Annotated in this window: 12 protein-coding genes; 5 read left to right on the top strand and 7 right to left on the bottom strand. The window is 34.3% G+C overall.

Annotation, left to right across the window (positions count from 1 at the left end):
- Nucleotides 1-88: 88 nt before the first annotated feature.
- The 5 genes from GQS07_RS06240 to GQS07_RS06220 form a co-directional block, all read right to left on the bottom strand.
- A complete protein-coding gene (locus tag GQS07_RS06240) occupies nucleotides 89-1,174 on the bottom strand; it encodes a hypothetical protein (RefSeq protein WP_158210075.1) in 1,086 nt (361 codons plus the stop codon).
- 121 nt (nucleotides 1,175-1,295) lie between these two features.
- The gene (locus GQS07_RS06235) at nucleotides 1,296-3,689 is read right to left on the bottom strand and encodes a ribonucleoside-diphosphate reductase subunit alpha (protein WP_158210074.1); all 2,394 of its coding nucleotides are present in this window, start codon (nucleotides 3,687-3,689) and stop codon (nucleotides 1,296-1,298) included.
- Nucleotides 3,690-3,716: 27 nt separating this feature from the next.
- On the bottom strand, nucleotides 3,717-4,694 hold the full coding sequence (locus tag GQS07_RS06230) for a ribonucleotide-diphosphate reductase subunit beta (protein ID WP_090405650.1): 978 nt from the start codon (nucleotides 4,692-4,694) through the stop codon (nucleotides 3,717-3,719).
- Nucleotides 4,695-5,056: 362 nt separating this feature from the next.
- Nucleotides 5,057-6,277 (bottom strand): 2-oxoglutarate dehydrogenase complex dihydrolipoyllysine-residue succinyltransferase, encoded by a 1,221-nt coding sequence (gene odhB / locus GQS07_RS06225; RefSeq protein ID WP_158210073.1) that lies wholly within the window; start codon nucleotides 6,275-6,277, stop codon nucleotides 5,057-5,059.
- Between the two features lie 47 nt (nucleotides 6,278-6,324).
- A complete protein-coding gene (locus GQS07_RS06220) occupies nucleotides 6,325-9,099 on the bottom strand; it encodes a 2-oxoglutarate dehydrogenase E1 component (RefSeq protein WP_158210072.1) in 2,775 nt (924 codons plus the stop codon).
- Nucleotides 9,100-9,214: 115 nt separating this feature from the next.
- Here GQS07_RS06220 and GQS07_RS06215 point away from each other — a divergent pair, with 115 nt between their 5' ends.
- The gene (locus GQS07_RS06215; RefSeq protein ID WP_158210071.1) at nucleotides 9,215-9,790 is read left to right on the top strand and encodes a hypothetical protein; all 576 of its coding nucleotides are present in this window, start codon (nucleotides 9,215-9,217) and stop codon (nucleotides 9,788-9,790) included.
- On the opposite strand, the gene GQS07_RS06210 is transcribed toward GQS07_RS06215, so the two are convergent.
- Together GQS07_RS06210 and GQS07_RS06205 are read right to left on the bottom strand one after the other, a co-directional pair.
- A complete protein-coding gene (locus tag GQS07_RS06210; RefSeq protein WP_158210070.1) occupies nucleotides 9,774-10,118 on the bottom strand; it encodes a hypothetical protein in 345 nt (114 codons plus the stop codon). The two genes, GQS07_RS06215 and GQS07_RS06210, sit on opposite strands and share 17 nt — an antisense overlap.
- Before the next feature lie 10 nt (nucleotides 10,119-10,128).
- Nucleotides 10,129-11,103: a polyprenyl synthetase family protein gene (locus tag GQS07_RS06205; protein WP_158210069.1), complete on the bottom strand. Its 975-nt coding sequence runs from the start codon at nucleotides 11,101-11,103 to the stop codon at nucleotides 10,129-10,131.
- Nucleotides 11,104-11,277: 174 nt separating this feature from the next.
- On the opposite strand from GQS07_RS06205, the gene GQS07_RS06200 reads away from it, so the two are divergent.
- Genes GQS07_RS06200 through GQS07_RS06185 form a run of 4 tightly spaced genes read left to right on the top strand, consistent with a single transcriptional unit; the run spans nucleotide 11,278 to nucleotide 17,483 of the window.
- Nucleotides 11,278-11,889, top strand: a complete 612-nt coding sequence (locus tag GQS07_RS06200) for a TetR/AcrR family transcriptional regulator (protein ID WP_158210068.1) — start codon at nucleotides 11,278-11,280, stop codon at nucleotides 11,887-11,889.
- Nucleotides 11,882-13,204, top strand: a complete 1,323-nt coding sequence (locus GQS07_RS06195) for a TolC family protein (RefSeq protein WP_158210067.1) — start codon at nucleotides 11,882-11,884, stop codon at nucleotides 13,202-13,204. Before GQS07_RS06200 ends, GQS07_RS06195 begins: the two co-directional genes overlap by 8 nt.
- 11 nt (nucleotides 13,205-13,215) lie before the next feature.
- The gene (locus GQS07_RS06190; protein WP_158210066.1) at nucleotides 13,216-14,277 is read left to right on the top strand and encodes an efflux RND transporter periplasmic adaptor subunit; all 1,062 of its coding nucleotides are present in this window, start codon (nucleotides 13,216-13,218) and stop codon (nucleotides 14,275-14,277) included.
- 20 nt (nucleotides 14,278-14,297) lie between these two features.
- On the top strand, nucleotides 14,298-17,483 hold the full coding sequence (locus GQS07_RS06185) for an efflux RND transporter permease subunit (RefSeq protein ID WP_158210065.1): 3,186 nt from the start codon (nucleotides 14,298-14,300) through the stop codon (nucleotides 17,481-17,483).
- Nucleotides 17,484-17,589: the final 106 nt, after the last annotated feature.

Here is a 17,589-nt window from a genome sequence, read left to right as displayed (position 1 = left end):
GAATTAAATATGAACAAATTGTTTATATCTTAAATAGAAAAACTTCTAAATCTTGTATCCCACTAAAAACTTACAAAGTGAAGAGCTACTAAAAGTAATTACTCCTAAGTGTGATTCTATACAAAACCAATTCTCCCTTTTTATCTCTAAAAAAGTTAAAATGATTATTGCGATATTTTCCTTTATTTTCCTCTTTGAGGATTAGTTCAAACATTGGAAACAACTCCTCTCTCCACTCATTTGTAGCATTATAATAAACACCAAAATCTTTAATGTCTATCTGTCCATCATCAACATACCCTCCCCAATTATCAACACTATAACTAAATTTAATACTATCCTTTCCCTCTTGATCTACTAACTTAAAAAGCCTTTTAAACTTCTTTTTATATTTACGCAATAAAACTCCTCCTTTGCCTATTTCATAATCCCCAATACTTCCATTGTTAAGTTCAATATTGACTATTGTATTCTCATTTGTAAAATCAAGCCACTCTTCGCCTTTACTTTTGGGTAAAAAGTCCTCTTCTACGAATCTCTTGAAATAGCTTTCTAAATTTAGAAAATTGTAATACTTCCCATTTACACCTAACAAACTCATATAACGTTCATCTTGCATAGGCTGTTCTGTTATTGATAAACTATACATATCTAAAACAACATTTGGCGCTAACATTTCGTTAATCAAGACTGTGCCATCAGGCTTTATCAACCTCGTCTTGCCTCCTTCAAAAACAATATGTTCATCTCCACCACGCCCTATATTTCTAACTTTTGCATCACTTAATGCATAAAGTACTCCATTGTGAACTCGAGATAGACTGGTATAAATCGGTGAAAGAACTATCTCTCCTTTGTCGTTATACAATCCAACTAAATTCGTTTGCTTATCTCGAAAACGAATATACCCCTCACTTTCAAAATCAGGAGCTCCTACATCATAATAAAAAACTTGTTCTTGATCAATCACTAAGTCACTGCCATCATCTTTTTGAATCAAATAATAAGTAGACATCCCTTCTTCATTATCATCCATAATTGTTCGAATACGATTAGATGAAGCGATACAACTTGATATATCAACTACCTTTCCGGTACTATATATAATCTCTTGCCCAAAAACAGAGAAGCTTCCTAATAGAAACAAATAAACTCCAATGATCTTTTTAAACATACTATTTGCTTTTTAAAACAATAAAAATACACTAAATAAAATATGTTTTAGTGTAACTGTTTTAAACAAAAAAGCCCAAGTGTATATCACTTGGGCTTTGTAAATATTTTAAACGCTGAAATTATGCACCACACATTTCGCAATCATCTTCTTCATTAGATGCCATCTTTGCTCTTTCAACCATAGCTCTATACTCTTCAGCAGAAATTGCAGAAGGTTCTACTACATTAATTGAATTTGCTTTCTTTTCATTATTCAACGTAAACTTAATTGCATCAACAGCAGACTTCGTTCTTAAGTAATACATACCTGTTTTAAGTCCAGACTTCCAAGCATAGAAATGCATAGATGTCAACTTAGCATAGTTTGCTCCTTCCATAAACAAGTTCAACGATTGAGACTGATCAACAAAATAACCACGTTGACGAGACATATCAATAATGTCTTTCATACTTAATTCCCAAACTGTTTTATACAATTCTCGAATATCAGCAGGAATATAATCAATGTGTTGAATTGAACCATTCGCTCTCATAATTTCTTGCTTCAAGTCTTCATTCCACAAACCTAAATCAACTAAATCTCTCAATAAATGTTTGTTTACAACGATAAACTCTCCAGACAATACACGTCTTGTGTAAATATTAGACGTATACGGTTCAAATGCCTCGTTATTTCCAAGTATCTGAGATGTTGACGCTGTTGGCATAGGTGCTAATAACAAAGAGTTTCTAACCCCATTTTTAACAACTTCCTGACGTAAAGCATCCCAATTCCATCTACCACTTAACTCTTCGTCTTTTATACCCCAAAGGTTAAATTGGAATTCTCCTTGTGAAATCGGAGATCCTTCAAATGTAGAATATGGTCCTTCTTCTTTTGCCATCTCCATCGATGCAGTTACTGCCGCGAAGTAAATAGTCTCAAATATCTCTTGATTTAATTGCTTTGCTTTTGGACTTGTAAACGGTAAACGCATTAAAATAAATGCATCTGCCAATCCTTGTACTCCTAAACCAACTGGTCTATGGCGCATATTCGAATTATAAGCCTCTTCTACAGGATAATAATTACGATCAATAACTTTGTTCAAGTTTCGCGTAATCCTCTTTGTAACGTCAAATAAATAAGCGTGGTTAAATTCTCCATTCTCAACAAACATTGGAAGTGAAACTGACGCTAAATTACAAACTGCTACTTCATCAGGAGAAGTGTACTCCATAATTTCTGTACACAAGTTTGACGAACGGATTACACCTAAATTCTTTTGATTTGATTTACTATTCGCTGCATCTTTATAAAGCATATAAGGTGTTCCTGTCTCAATCTGAGCATCTAAAATAGCTTCCCAAAGTTCGCGTGCTTTTATTGTACGACGACCTTTTCCTGCTTGTTCATAAGACAAGTATAATTGTTCAAACTCTTCTCCATAAACATCACAAAGACCTGGACACTCATTAGGACACATTAATGTCCAAGTTCCATCAGTTTCAACACGCTTCATAAACAAATCGTTAATCCACAATGCCAAGAATAAATCACGTGCACGCATTTCTTCTTTACCGTGATTCTTACGCAATTCGATAAAGTCAAATACATCAGCATGCCAAGGCTCAATATAGATAGCAAAACTACCTTTTCTCTTTCCTCCTCCTTGATCTACATAACGCGCTGTATCATTAAATACACGCAACATAGGCACAATACCATTTGATGTACCATTTGTTCCTCTAATATATGAACCTGTTGCTCTAATATTGTGAATTGATAGTCCAATTCCTCCAGCTGATTGTGAAATCTTCGCTGTTTGTTTTAAAGTGTCATAAATCCCCTCAATACTATCATCTTGCATTGTCAATAAGAAACAAGAAGACATCTGAGGTTTAGGCGTACCTGAATTAAATAAAGTTGGTGTAGCGTGTGTAAAATACTTTTTAGACATCAACTCATAAGTTTCAATTACAGAGTCAATATCATCTAAGTGAATACCTACAGCAACACGCATTAACATATGTTGTGGTCTCTCAACAATCTGACCATTCAAACGCAATAAGTAAGAACGCTCTAATGTTTTAAAACCAAAGTAATCATAATTAAAATCGCGTTGATAAATAATCGAAGAATCTAATCTATCTACATTTTCCATAATTACGCGATAAACATCGTCTGCAATCAATGGCGCCTCTTGATTTGTTCTTGGATTAACATAGCGATATAAGTCTTCTACAGTTTCAGAGAAAACCTTTTTTGTGTTTTTATGTAAGTTAGAGACAGCAATTCTCGCAGCTAACAAAGCATAATCCGGGTGAGATACTGTCATAGATGCTGCAGTCTCTGCTGCCAAACTATCCAATTCAGATGTACTAACTCCGTCATATAGCCCTTCAATTACACGCATAGCAACCTTTACTGGGTCAACTAACTCATTTAATTCGTAACATAATATTCTGATTCGATCTGTAATTTTATCAAACATTACAGGCTCTCTTCTACCGTCTCTTTTTACTACAAACATCTCTTTCTTTTAGCTATTTATTATTAATTAAAAATCAGCATCAAAGCTAATTTTATTACCCCCTTCTTCTTTACTGATAACTCCCGCTTTTTGATATTCCGAAACTCGTTTTTCAAAAAAGTTAGTTTTACCTTGTAGAGAAATCATATCCATAAAATCAAAAGGGTTGCTTACATTGTATTCTTTCTCGCATCCTAATTCTACTAATAATCGGTCTGTAACAAACTCTAAGTATTGTGTCATTAGAACAGCATTCATTCCTATTAAACTTACTGGTAACGACTCAGTAATAAACTCGCGCTCAATATCTAAAGCATCTACTAAAATCTCTCTAATACGCGCTTTTGGCACTTTATTAATCAAGTGGTGGTTGTGTAAGTGAACTGCAAAATCACAATGTAATCCCTCATCTCTTGAAATCAACTCATTTGAGAAAGTTAACCCTGGCATTAATCCACGTTTTTTCAACCAGAAAATTGAACAAAAAGATCCTGAAAAGAAAATTCCTTCTACAGCAGCAAAAGCAATCAAACGCTCAGCAAATGAATCTGATTCAATCCATTTCAATGCCCATTCTGCCTTTTTCATAATAGCAGGAAATACTTCAATTGCGCGGAACAATTTATCTTTTTCCTCTTCGTTTTTAACGTAGGTATCGATTAACAAAGAATATGTTTCACTATGGATGTTTTCCATCATAATTTGGAAACCGTAGAAAAACTTTGCTTCTGGATACTGTACTTCATTTACAAAGTTCTCAGCTAAATTCTCATTTACAATACCATCAGATGCAGCAAAAAATGCAAGAATATGTTTAATGAAATAACGTTCATCTTCATTCAATTTGTTGTTCCAATCTGATAAATCTTGATGTAAGTCAATCTCTTCTGCAGTCCAAAAACTTGCTTCCATTTTTTTATACCAGTCCCAAATATCATGGTGTTTAATTGGAAAAATAACAAAACGATTTTTATTCTCTGTTAAAATAGGTTCTTGAATACTCATAGGATTTTCATTATAAAGATTTAGACAATTTTCAACATATGAAATGTTTACTTAACGATGTTAAGTAAACAAAGATTGTCATTTTTTACATGATACGAAATTGAACGCCGTATAACTTATCCACAAAAAACTAAAGTTATTAACAATACCTATAAGTCAAGTAGTTACACAATTCTCTCATTTACAGCAACTTATTTTAATCAAAAAACAACAAACCCAACAAACATCAAGGCTACAAGCTACCCAATCCAACATTGTGTCAATTAATAACAAACACTTATTTTTCACTATAAAACAAAAGAAAAAGGCTAACCTCCATAAGAGATTAGCCTTTTCTATATAGTCCTTAAAACTTAGCTCTACTAAAGTTCTAATGCTTTTTTAGGATTGTTGTCCATTAACAACTCAACCGGATTTTCTAAAGCTTCTTTAATAGCCACTAAGAAACCAACTGACTCACGTCCGTCAATAATTCTGTGGTCATAAGAAAGTGCTAAATACATCATTGGGTGAATTTCAACTTGTCCGTTTACTGCGATAGGGCGCTCAATAATATTGTGCATACCTAAGATAGCAGATTGTGGAGGGTTGATAATTGGAGTAGATAACATAGATCCAAATACACCACCATTAGTAATAGTAAATGTACCTCCAGTCATTTCATCAACTGTAATTTGTCCATCACGTGCTCTGATAGCTAAACGTTTGATTTCAGCTTCAACTCCACGGAAAGATAATAACTCAGCATTTCTAACTACTGGTACCATTAATCCTTTTGGTCCTGATACAGCGATAGAAACATCACAGAAATCGTATTTGATTTGCTCTTGACCATCGATCATAGAGTTTACATCTGGATACATTTCTAATGCACGAGTTACAGCTTTAGTAAAGAAAGACATAAATCCTAAACCAACACCGTGTTTAGATTTGAATACTTCTTTATATTCGCTTCTTAATTTATTTACATTAGTCAAGTTAACTTCATTGAAAGTAGTTAACATAGCTGTTGTGTTTTTAGCCTCAACTAAACGCTCAGCAACTTTACGACGTAACATAGACATTTTTTTACGCTCTTCTCCTCTTGATCCTCCTGTTGGAGTACCCATTGAATGTTTAGCGTTTAAAGCGTCTTCTTTAGTTATTCTTCCATCTTTTCCTGTTCCTGAGACAGTTGCAGGGTTGATGTTTTTCTCATCTAAAATTTTCTTAGCAGCTGGTGAAGCACTTCCTGTTGCATAAGTTGCAGCTGGAGCTTGCACTGGTGCAGCTTTTGGAGCTTCTGCTTTTGGAGCCTCAGCAGCTGGTTTAGCCTCTGTAGAAGCACCTCCTGCAGGTTTAGCAGCACTCATATCAATTAGACATACTACTTGACCAACAGCTACTGCGTCACCTTCTTCAGCTTTCAAAGTGATAATACCACTTTCTTCTGCAGGTAACTCTAAAGTTGCTTTATCTGAATCTACTTCAGCAATCGCTTGGTCTTTTTCAACGTAATCTCCATCTTTAACTAACCAAGTAGCGATTTCAACTTCTGTAATTGATTCACCTGGCGAAGGAACTTTCATTTCTAAGATGCTCATCTGTATATTCTTTTATTAAATATTGTTTTGTAAAAATACTGTTTTTCTTATAAATTCTTATCGAATACTTTAGCTATCGCATAAGCATAACGTTTTTTAGAACGTGTAGAACTTCCAGAAGCTGGAGCACTATATGCTTTTGTACCTGCGTAACGTAAAGGTTTTTCGTGGAAGTTCATTAACATATGTCCATATGCTCCCATATTTTTAGGTTCTTCTTGAGCCCAAACATAATCGTCTGCATTTGAATACTTAGCAATAACTTCTTTCATTTGTTCGATAGGTAATGGGAACAATTGCTCAATACGAACAAATGCAATATCTTTTCTACCTAACTCTTCACGTTTAGCTACTAAGTCGTAATAGAATTTACCACTACAGAATACTAATGATTTCACATCTTTAGCTTCAACTCCGTTATCATCGATAACAAATTGGAATTTACCGTCAGTAAACTCACTGATTGAAGAAACTGCTGATGGATGTCTTAATAAACTCTTAGGAGACATTACAATTAATGGTTTTCTAAATTTAGTAACCATTTGACGTCTCATTAAGTGGAAGAAGTTTGCAGGAGTCGTACAGTTTGCTACAAACATATTGTGCTCAGCACACAATTGTAAATAACGCTCTAAACGTGCTGATGAGTGTTCTGCCCCTTGGTTTTCATACCCGTGAGGTAATAACATCACAATACCGTTTTGACTTGTCCACTTATCTTCTGCAGCAGAAATATATTGGTCCATCATAATTTGTGCACCATTAGAGAAATCTCCAAACTGCGCTTCCCAAATTGTTAATGTATTTGGATTTGTCAATGCATAACCATATTCAAAACCTAAAACAGCGTATTCAGCTAACAATGAGTTAAAAATTCTCATTTGTCCTTTTTGGTTTTTCAATTGGTTTAACAAGATGATTGACTCTTCAGTATCTTCTGTTTTAACTACTGCATGACGGTGAGAGAAAGTACCACGCTCTACGTCTTGTCCAGACATACGAACATCGTATCCTTCAGTCAATAAAGAACCATAAGCTAATAATTCACCCATTGCCCAGTCTAACTTATCTTTTTCGAAGAACATCGCTTGTCTGTCTCCGATTAGACGTTTTACTTTATTAATGAATTTTTTATCTCCTGGTAATTCAGTAATTACATTTGCGATATCCGTTAAAACTTCTTTTGATACTTTCGTATCATAATCAGCTAACATTTCTTGAGTTCCAGCAAGTTCAAATCCTTCCCAGTTCTCTTCCATAAATGTTCTAATTTTAGCGAATTCGTTTTTACGTGAAATCTCTAAATCTTCTTCTAAAGCTCCTTTGTATTGTTGTTCTAAAGAAGCAACGAAGTTATCGTCAACCACTTTATCTTCTAACAATCTTGCATTGTAAATATTACGTGCGTTAGGGTGTTTAGCAATTAATTTATATAAAATTGGCTGAGTGAACTTAGGCTCATCACCTTCGTTGTGTCCATATTTACGGTAACCTACCATATCAATGAATACATCACGACCAAATTCCATACGATAGTCTAAAGCGAATAAGAATGCTCTTACTGCAGCTTCAGTATCATCTGCATTTACGTGAAGTACAGGACATCCTGTTACTTTTGAAATATCAGTAGAGTAAGTAGAAGTACGACCATCTGTATAGTTTGTAGTAAATCCTACTTGGTTATTCAATACAACGTGAATTGTTCCTTCTGTTTTGTATCCTCTTAATTGTGCCATTTGCACAATTTCGTAAACGATACCTTGTCCAGAAATAGCAGCATCTCCGTGTAAAGCAATTGGTAACACTTTTGCTGGATTAGCAGCGAAAACAGTATCTTGTTTTGCTCTTGAAATACCTTCAATAACGGCACCTACAGTCTCTAAGTGAGAAGGGTTAGGTGTTAAGTTTACTTGAATTTCTTTCCCTGTTCTTGTTTTACGAGTTGATGTAAGACCTAAGTGGTATTTAACGTCTCCATCAAATCCTTCCTCAGTATCATAATCTTTTCCGTCAAACTCAGAGAAAATCTCTCTTGCTGGTTTCTTGAAAACATTTGCTAAAACGTTAAGACGTCCTCTGTGCGCCATTCCCACTACGATTTCCTCTACTCCTTTTGTAGCAGCAGAATCCATCAAGAAATCCATCGCTGGTATAGCAGCTTCAAGACCCTCTAATGAGAAACGTTTTTGTCCAACATATTTTGTGTTTAGGAAGTTTTCAAATGATACAGCTTCAATCAACTTGTGAAGTATCTCTTTTTTCTCTTCACTGTTAAATCTCGCTTCTGGTGCTTCGTAGTGATTCTGAATCCAATTTACTGCTTTTTCATCAGTAATGTACTTGTATTCTATCCCTAACGTTGAACAGTAAACTTTTTCTAACTGTGCAAGAATTTGTGATAAAGTTGATGTTGGAAGTTGTATTGTTTTTGCAGCTTCAAAGCTAACATTCATATCAGCTTGAGAAAGACCAAACTTCTCTAAACTCAAATCGGGATGTTCAACTTTTCTATCTCTTACTGGGTTTGTTTTAGTTAACAAGTGCCCGTAAGTTCTATATGCGTCAATCAAGCGTAGTACAGCAAACTCTTTTTGAACTTGCTCTATCTGACCTGAATTATTTACACTAGCATTGCTTGTCGGTGAAGTATATGCTTGTGACAACCGTTCTACAGGCCCATCACTGAATTCATTTGCGAAGTCAAAACCCTGAAAAAATGCTCTCCAACTTGGCTCAACACTATCAGGACTTTCTAAATATTGATCATATAACTCAGCAAAAAATGCAGTGTGCGCCGCATTTAAAAAGGAATATCTATCCATAATTTCGTCTAAAGACCTTTTGTTTAAATATTATACATACAAAAATACAAACTCTTTATGAGAATACTCTAAGTTTTTACTTATTTTTATCTCATAATTAATCCACAAAACAGAAATGAAAATATTTAATGTCAACTCTTTATTGCTTTTTTTATCAATATCGTTTTTTTTAAATACCTCCACTCCTATTCTTGCACAAGAATCCAAAAATAATACCAAAAATCACGATTTTAATAAAAATTGGAAATTTGGTGGTGGTTTAGGTGTAGGGTTTGGAAGCGGTTATACTGATATTATGATTGCTCCAAGTGCTATTTACCAAGTAAATGAGTACTTTAGCGCTGGTGTAGGTCTACAAGGTAGCTACATACAAAGTAAAGATAGAGGGTACTATTATTCTTCTATAAAAGAATATGATTCGTGGTTATATGGGGGAAGTTTAATCGCTTTGTCTAACCCAATACCTCAATTACAACTTTCAGCTGAACTTGAACAGTTAAGAGTTAATAATAATTATACTTATCACGACAAAGAAAAAATGAGTGATAATTTCTGGAATACTGCCCTATTTTTAGGGATAGGTTATAGCAGTGGTCCTGTAACTATAGGTATCCGTTATAATGTCTTATATAAAGAAAAAGATATGGTTTATGGTGGGGCTTATATGCCGTTTGTTAGAATGTATTTCTAATCACAACTTTTTGAAATTCTCGTTTTAACAACAAGAACGTAATGCGTTCAAGATATTCTTCTATATCTTGACTTTTTATAGCTTTGACATCTGCTTCTGATACATCAACTCTATATAATAGGTTTGAAAACTTTGAAACAGATGTCGAAGTTATTACTCTATGTAACTCATTGACTACCTGAGATACTAATTCAGCAGGAGTCTGCGCTGTAAATACAATATCTAAATCAACAGCCATCTGAAAGTCTTTCTGAACTTGTTTTACCAAGTCATCAAAAAAATGTGGCTCATTAATTTGTTGCTCTAAATATTCTACAGCTTGTAACATAGTCTTTTATTTAAACTCTTCTATTCATTAATTCATTACTGAATACTTGTAGTAATTCTTTCTTATCTGCTGGAATATCCATTCCATCTAAAATTGCAAGTGCTTTTTCTGTGTACTCTTTAATCAGCGCTTGCGAATCTGTTGCTGAAGCAGTCTCTACAAATAACTCTTTTACACGTTTAATTTTTGCATTCTCATCTCCTTCTGTTGTTGAAAAGAAGGTAATCAATTCTTCTTTCTGCTCAGTTGTTCCGTTAATTAATGCTTTCAAGTATAAATACGTTTTCTTATTCTCAAGGATGTCTCCTCCTATCATTTTCCCAAACGTTGCTTCATCTCCAAAAGCATCTAAATAATCATCTTGTAATTGAAAAGCAATTCCTAAGTTTAATCCAAAATCATAAATATCATTTGCATTCTGCTCACTTGTCTTGGCCACTATTGCTCCCATTTTTAGAGCAGCTCCAACCAAAACAGCTGTTTTGTATTCAATCATTTTTAAATACTCTGGAATCTGAACATCATTCCTCTTTTCGAAACAAATATCCCACTGTTGTCCTTCACATACTTCAATGGCTGTTTTACTAAACAATTTTGCTAAATCTCTAAATGTCTCTGGCTCATATTGCTCAAAATATTGATATGCTAAAATCAACATTGCATCTCCTGACAGAATAGCCGTATTCACATCCCATTTCTCGTGTACTGTCGCATTCCCTCTTCGCAATGACGCATCATCCATAATATCGTCGTGCATCAATGAAAAATTGTGAAACAATTCGATGGCAGTAGCTGCATGAATCGCTTTATTAGCTTCTATTCCGAAAACTTCAGCGGACATTAATGTTAATACCGGACGGATTTGTTTTCCGCCAAGGGATAAAATATATGAGATAGGATCGTATAAATCCTTAGGGGATCTATCTAACGAAATAGACTCTATAAAAGCAGATATCTGCTCTTTGTATTTAACGATTGATTGCATTTCACTAAAAATTTTGCGTAAAAATACGCGTTTTTTTTAAGTATAACGACTATCCTAACATTAATACTTCTAAACACGGAAACTTTTTAACAAGTTAAAGTTTTCTTAATACCACGGAAACTTTAAAACTTATTTAGTTTCCATAGTATATTTGCCTCCACAAAACAAAAACTTATGGAATCTGAAATTTTATTAAAGGCGACAGAAATGTTTTTAGCTCAAGGGTATAAGACTGTTACAATGGATGATATCGCATCTGAATTGTCTATCTCTAAAAAAACAATCTATCAATATTATAGTTCTAAACCTGAATTGATTGAAAAGAGTTTAGTTTACTTAAATCAAAAATTCATTGAACAATTAGAAATTACTATTGCTAAAAACCACGGAGCAATTGAAGAAATAGTTATGTCTCACGAAGACATCGATAAGATTTTTGCCATTGATGCTTCTGCTTCTTTGTATCAACTAAATAAATACTATCCTAAGGTTTGTGAAAAACAAAAAGCTTTTCACCGCAAAAAGTATTTACACATCATCCAAAGAAACTTAGAGAAAGGAATCAAAGAAGGGGTTTATAGAAACAATATAGACATCGAATATGTATCGAGATTCCACTTGGCTTCGGTTTGTGCTATTGATGATATTGAATACTTCCCAATCGAAGAGTTTGATCAGAAAGAAATACACAGTCAACATTTAGAATACCATATCAGAAGTATCGCTACAGAAAAAGGGGTACAATTATTTGAAAAATTAATTAAAGATAAAAACACGAATGAATAGATACACGCTAACGTCTGTACTATTGCTCTTCAGTTTTTTTGCTATTGCGCAAAATAGAGAGCTTTCACTTAAAGATGCTTTACTACACGCTTTAGAATTTAAAGCTGAAGCTAAAATTGCTGATTTAGATATCAGAAATAGTCAATATCAAATTGAAGAGGTCCGCGCAAATGCTTTGCCTCACTTGAATATTGAAGCTAATGTAGTTAACAACCCTCTTATTCAAAAAATGCCACTGACTTTAGGTGATCAAACTCAAATGATTCCGGTTAACCTAAAGTGGAACTCTCAAGCTACTGCTACGGTTTCACAAGCTTTGTTCAACCAAGCTGTTTTTATGGGCTTGAAGGCAGCAAGAACGGCTAAAGATTTTTATATCATCAACAAAGAGTTGACTGATGAATTAATCATTGAGAAGGTTTCTACTACTTATTACCAAGTTTTCCAAGCGAAAGAAATGTTGTCTACAATTGAAACTACTATCGCAAGTACAACGAAAATAATGAAGATTATTGAGGACTTACATAAAAACGGTTTGGCAACTCAGATTGACTTAGATCGTACTAAAGTGAGTTTAAGCAACCTACAAGCACAAAGACAACAAATCGTTAATGCGGTTGACTTACAACAAAACGCTTTGAAGTTTTTAATTGGAATGGACTTAAATGAGGAAATTACTTTAGCCAACAACTCTTTCAATATTGATGAGTCTGTTGTACTATTAGACAATAAAATAGACAATAGAACAGAAATTCACTTGCTTGAAAAACAAAAGGATTTACTGAATTACAAGAAAAAAGCAAGTCAAGCTGACTACTACCCTTCTCTTGCTGCTTTTGGTACGATGAATTACCAAGGAACAGGAAGTGAGTTTGTTTGGGGTAAGAAACCAAGTGAAGGTGTATTCTGGACTAATAATGCAATGGTAGGATTAAGCTTAAAAGTTCCCGTGTTTAACGGTTTTGAAACAAGGGCTAAAGTAAGACAAGTGAAAATTGAATTGGACAAAATAGACGTGCAATTACAAGATACAAAAAACGCCTTGACATTGGCTTTTAAAAATGCACAGAAATCACTTGAAAACGCTCTGATTTCAATCAACATTCAAAAAGATAATGTCGCATTGGCTAAAAGTATTTTAAGCAATATCCAAAACAATTATAAACACGGATTAGCTACTTTAACTGACTTACTGAATGCTGAAAATGCTTTTACGCAAGCAGAAAACAATTACACTACATCTATACTTGATTATAAATTATCTGAAATACAATTGATAAAAGCACAAGGGGAATTAAAATCTTTACTTGACTAACACCTTATACTATGAAAAAAATAATTACAGCTCTTGTAGTGATTGCACTACTTGGTGGTACTGCCTATATATTGACAAGCAATAAATCTAAAAACGAAGCAGAAACAGCTATTGTAGCAGAAAAAAGTACTATTATTTCTGTTCGTGCGGAACAAGCTAAAATTCAAAACATAAATGCTAATTATAAAGCTAATGGAAACTTTGTGCCTTTTCAAGAGGTAATTATCTCAGCTGAAACTCCTGGACGCGTTATCAAATTATTGGTTGACGAAGGTGCTTCTGTGCGAAAAGGACAAGCTTTAGCCTTGATAAATGTTGACCAAATCAATGTGCAATTACAAAATGCAGAAGCGGCTTATGCTACTGCTAAAGCTGATTTGGCTCGCTTTGAAAGCGCTTTCACTACGGGTGGGGTAACTAAACAGCAATTAGACCAAGTGAAATTATTAGTTAAAAATGCGGAGGCTAATCTTAACTCTGCAAGAATTACAGCTAATGATACACATATCAAGGCTCCTATAGATGGAATCATCAATAAAAAACACGTTGAATTAGGAACTTTCGTTGCTCCTGGTGCTCCTCTTTTTGAATTAGTAAACGTAAATCAATTGAAATTGAGAGTTAATGTAGACGAACAACACGTTGCTAACTTAAAAGAAGGGGATATAATCAAGGTTAAAGCAAGTGTGTTGTCAAATGAAGAGTTTCAAGGTAAAGTTACTTTTATCGCTCCGAAGGCTGATGCTACTTTAAACTTTCCGGTAGACTTACTAATTACAAATAATGCCAATGCTAAATTAAGAGCTGGTATGTATGGTTCTGCTTATTTTGACTCTGAAGAAAACCAAGCTACTCCTATCTTAATGGTTCCAAGAAATGCCTTTGTAGGTAGTGTTAGCTCGAATCTAATTTACACAGTTGCCAATGATAAAGCGATTGCCAAAACGGTTGTTTCAGGTAGAAACTTTGGGGACTTCGTAGAAATTTTAGACGGACTTAAAGAAGGGGATACAGTTATCACTTCAGGACAAATCAACTTAACAGATAACGCATCTGTTACAATCATTAAATAACATCCCTAAAGGATTTACTTATGAAAATAGCTGAAATATCAATAAAACGACCAAGTATTATTATCGTTTTATTTATCGCTTTAATCTTAGGAGGTATTTATAGTTACAAAAACTTGAGCTATGAATTAATCCCAAAATTTGAAGTTAACGTAATTACGGTAGCTACTGTTTATCCAGGGGCTTCGCCTTCTGAAATAGAAAATACTGTAACCAAAAAAATAGAAGATGCGGTAGCTTCTTTAGAAAATGTAAAAAAGGTAGAGGCTATGTCTTTTGAAAGCTTATCTACTGTTATGATTGCATTAACTTCTGAGGCTGATGTGGATTTATCTTTAAATGATGCACAACGTAAAATTAATGCCATCTTAAAAGATTTACCGAAAGACGTTGACCCTCCTTCTCTTCAAAAATACTCGCTAAGTGACTTGCCAATTATGACATTGAGCGTTACGAGTAATTCAAATGAAAAGGAGTTATACGATTTATTAGACAAGAAAATCCAACCTATCTTCTCTCGTGTAAACGGAGTGGCTAAAGTTGAATTAATTGGTGGTGAGGAGAGACAAATCCAAGTATTACTTGATCCAAAGAAAATTGAAGCTTATGGTTTAAACGTACCTGCGGTTCAACAAATGATATTGGCGTCTAACCTTGACTTCCCAACAGGAAACGTAAAATCAAACGACAAACAAACATTAATCCGTTTAGCAGGTAAATACAAGAACGTAGAGGAAATGCGCGAACTTGTTATCGCTTCTAAAGGAGGAATTGACATTCGTCTAAGTGATATTGCTGATGTACAAGATGGTATTAAAGAGATTGAGAAAATCGCGAGATTAAATCAAAAGTCAACTATCTTAATGCAAATCATCAAACAATCAGATGCGAATGCTGTGACAATTAGTGAGCTTGTACACCAAACTATTGCTGAAGTAGAAAATAACAATAGTGATATTGACTTAAAAATACACATTGCTAACGATACGTCTCAATTTACATTGAAGGCAGCAAACTCGGTTATTTTTGACCTTTTCTTAGCGGTTGTGTTAGTGGCCTTTGTAATGCTTTTCTTCTTACATAGTTTCAGAAATGCCTTGATTGTAATGGTAGCAATTCCATTATCATTAATCGCAACATTCCTTGGACTATATTTATTTGGATACTCATTAAACTTATTGAGTTTATTAGCACTTTCGTTAGTAGTTGGTATTCTTGTGGATGATGCCATTGTGGTAATTGAAAATATTCACCGTCACATGGAGATGGGGAAAAACAAAGTACGCGCTTCTTATGACGGTGCAAAAGAAATTGGGTTTACTGTAACCGCAATTACCTTAGTAATTGTTGTTGTATTCTTACCTATCGCAATGTCATCAGGATTGGTTCCAAATATTATTAAACAATTCTGTGTTACCGTAATTATTGCTACAATGCTTTCTTTATTGGTATCATTTACAATTGTTCCGTGGTTATCATCGCGTTATGGAAAAATTGAAGTAATTAAACCAAGTTCTTTCTTTGGTAAAATATTGCACAACTTTGAAAAAGGATTAAGCAGTTTTACACACGCTATTTCTGACTTATTAGTGTGGTCGTTAAACTCTACTCGCAACACAATTATTGTATTGATCGTAGTAGGTATCACATTCTTTGCATCGATTGCTTTAGCGCCAATGGGATATATCGGTTTCGAGTTTTTCCCTAAAACAGATAAAGGAGAGTTCCTTGTTCAATTAGAATTGCCAAAAGATGCATCTGTTGAACAAACAAATAAGGTAACTCAAAAAGTAGAAGAATACCTACAAACAAAACCAGAAATTCAGGATTTAATCACCACAGTTGGACAATCTTCTGAAGGGTATGGAGGAATTCAAGGGACTAAGTATAAATCGGAAATTCAAGTTGTATTAGTTGATAAAAAACAACGTAAAGACAACTCATTCGTTTATGCTGCAAAGTTGAAAAACGAATTAGCACCACTTGTTGTTGATGCCAAAATCAAAACCGTTCCTGTAGGATTAATTGGTGCTGAAGAAGCTCCTCTTTCTCTTACAGTGACAGGATCTTCTTTAGACGATGCTATGGATTTTGCTATTCAAGCTAAAGACATTTTAGAGCAGATTCCAGGTGCAATGGAGGTTAAACTAACTTCTGAAACTGGTAGTCCAGAGATTAATGTACAAGTTGACCGTGATAAAATGGCTGCTTTAGGGTTAGATATGTATACGGTTGGTATGACTATGCAAACGGCATTCAATGGAAATACAGATAGTAAGTTTAGAGCTGGGGAATATGAATATGATATCAACATCCGTTTCCAAGAATATGCCAGAGGAACAATTGACGATGTAAAGGATATTTCGTTTATGAACAACGTAGGACAAAATATCAAATTACAACAATTCGCAACTGTTGCTTATAGCTCAGGACCTTCTGTATTGGAAAGAAGAGATAAAACGCCATCTGTAACAATTAAATCACAAACGATAGGACGAGATCCAGGACAAATCGGAAACGAATGGTTAGCGCAATTTGATCAATTAGAGAAAAAAGCGGGAGTAAACTACCAATGGTCTGGAACAATGGAAGACCAAGAAGAAGGTTTCGGTACATTAGGAGTTGCTTTATTAGCTGCAATTATCTTTGTTTACTTGGTGATGGTAGCTTTATACGACAGTTTCTCAAAACCATTCATCGTAATTTTTGCCGTTCCTCTTTCTTTTATTGGAGCTTTATTAGCCTTGGCAATTGCCAATATATCGCTGAATATCTTTACCATATTAGGTATCATTATGTTGATTGGTTTGGTATGTAAGAATGCGATTTTATTAGTGGATTTTGCCAACCATAGAGTTGAAGCAGGAGACAGCGTACACGATGCATTAATCGCTGCCAACCACGCGCGTTTACGTCCAATCTTAATGACTACAATTGCAATGGTAATCGGAATGGTGCCTATTGCATTAGCAAGTGGTGCTGGTTCTGAAATGAACAACGGATTAGCTGTAGTAATTATTGGAGGACTACTTTCTTCTCTATTCTTAACCTTGGTAATTGTACCAATTATCTATTCTATTTTTGATAAGATTGGAAATCGCTTTGGAAAGAAAGAAAAAGTAAACTTTGGTGAATTAATGACTAAAGATTATACTGTAAATGACAACTTCGTAGATGAGTTTGCAGCGAAAGAAAACACTGCTAAATAAGAGTATTTATATATTTAGATTAAGGGAGCTTTTAAAAAGCTCCCTTTTTTATATGCAAGAGTTCTTTATGCTTATAACATAGTAGCATAAAAAAAACACCAAAATA

This window comes from Myroides phaeus, from assembly GCF_009799805.1.
In the GTDB taxonomy this organism is placed as follows: domain Bacteria; phylum Bacteroidota; class Bacteroidia; order Flavobacteriales; family Flavobacteriaceae; genus Flavobacterium; species Flavobacterium phaeum_A.
The sequence above is the reverse complement of the archived record's forward strand: the minus strand, read 5'-3'. Positions and strand labels throughout refer to the sequence as shown.

Excerpts from the sequence above, each read along its gene's own strand:
- GQS07_RS06240 (WP_158210075.1), bottom strand. The coding sequence starts at position 1,174 with ATGTTTAAAAAGATCATTGGAGTTTATTTGTTTCTATTAGGAAGCTTC.
- GQS07_RS06235 (WP_158210074.1), bottom strand. The coding sequence starts at position 3,689 with ATGTTTGTAGTAAAAAGAGACGGTAGAAGAGAGCCTGTAATGTTTGAT.
- GQS07_RS06230 (WP_090405650.1), bottom strand. The coding sequence starts at position 4,694 with ATGAGTATTCAAGAACCTATTTTAACAGAGAATAAAAATCGTTTTGTT.
- odhB (WP_158210073.1), bottom strand. The coding sequence starts at position 6,277 with ATGAGCATCTTAGAAATGAAAGTTCCTTCGCCAGGTGAATCAATTACA.
- GQS07_RS06220 (WP_158210072.1), bottom strand. The coding sequence starts at position 9,099 with ATGGATAGATATTCCTTTTTAAATGCGGCGCACACTGCATTTTTTGCT.
- GQS07_RS06215 (WP_158210071.1), top strand. The coding sequence starts at position 9,215 with ATGAAAATATTTAATGTCAACTCTTTATTGCTTTTTTTATCAATATCG.
- GQS07_RS06210 (WP_158210070.1), bottom strand. The coding sequence starts at position 10,118 with ATGTTACAAGCTGTAGAATATTTAGAGCAACAAATTAATGAGCCACAT.
- GQS07_RS06205 (WP_158210069.1), bottom strand. The coding sequence starts at position 11,103 with ATGCAATCAATCGTTAAATACAAAGAGCAGATATCTGCTTTTATAGAG.
- GQS07_RS06200 (WP_158210068.1), top strand. The coding sequence starts at position 11,278 with ATGGAATCTGAAATTTTATTAAAGGCGACAGAAATGTTTTTAGCTCAA.
- GQS07_RS06195 (WP_158210067.1), top strand. The coding sequence starts at position 11,882 with ATGAATAGATACACGCTAACGTCTGTACTATTGCTCTTCAGTTTTTTT.
- GQS07_RS06190 (WP_158210066.1), top strand. The coding sequence starts at position 13,216 with ATGAAAAAAATAATTACAGCTCTTGTAGTGATTGCACTACTTGGTGGT.
- GQS07_RS06185 (WP_158210065.1), top strand. The coding sequence starts at position 14,298 with ATGAAAATAGCTGAAATATCAATAAAACGACCAAGTATTATTATCGTT.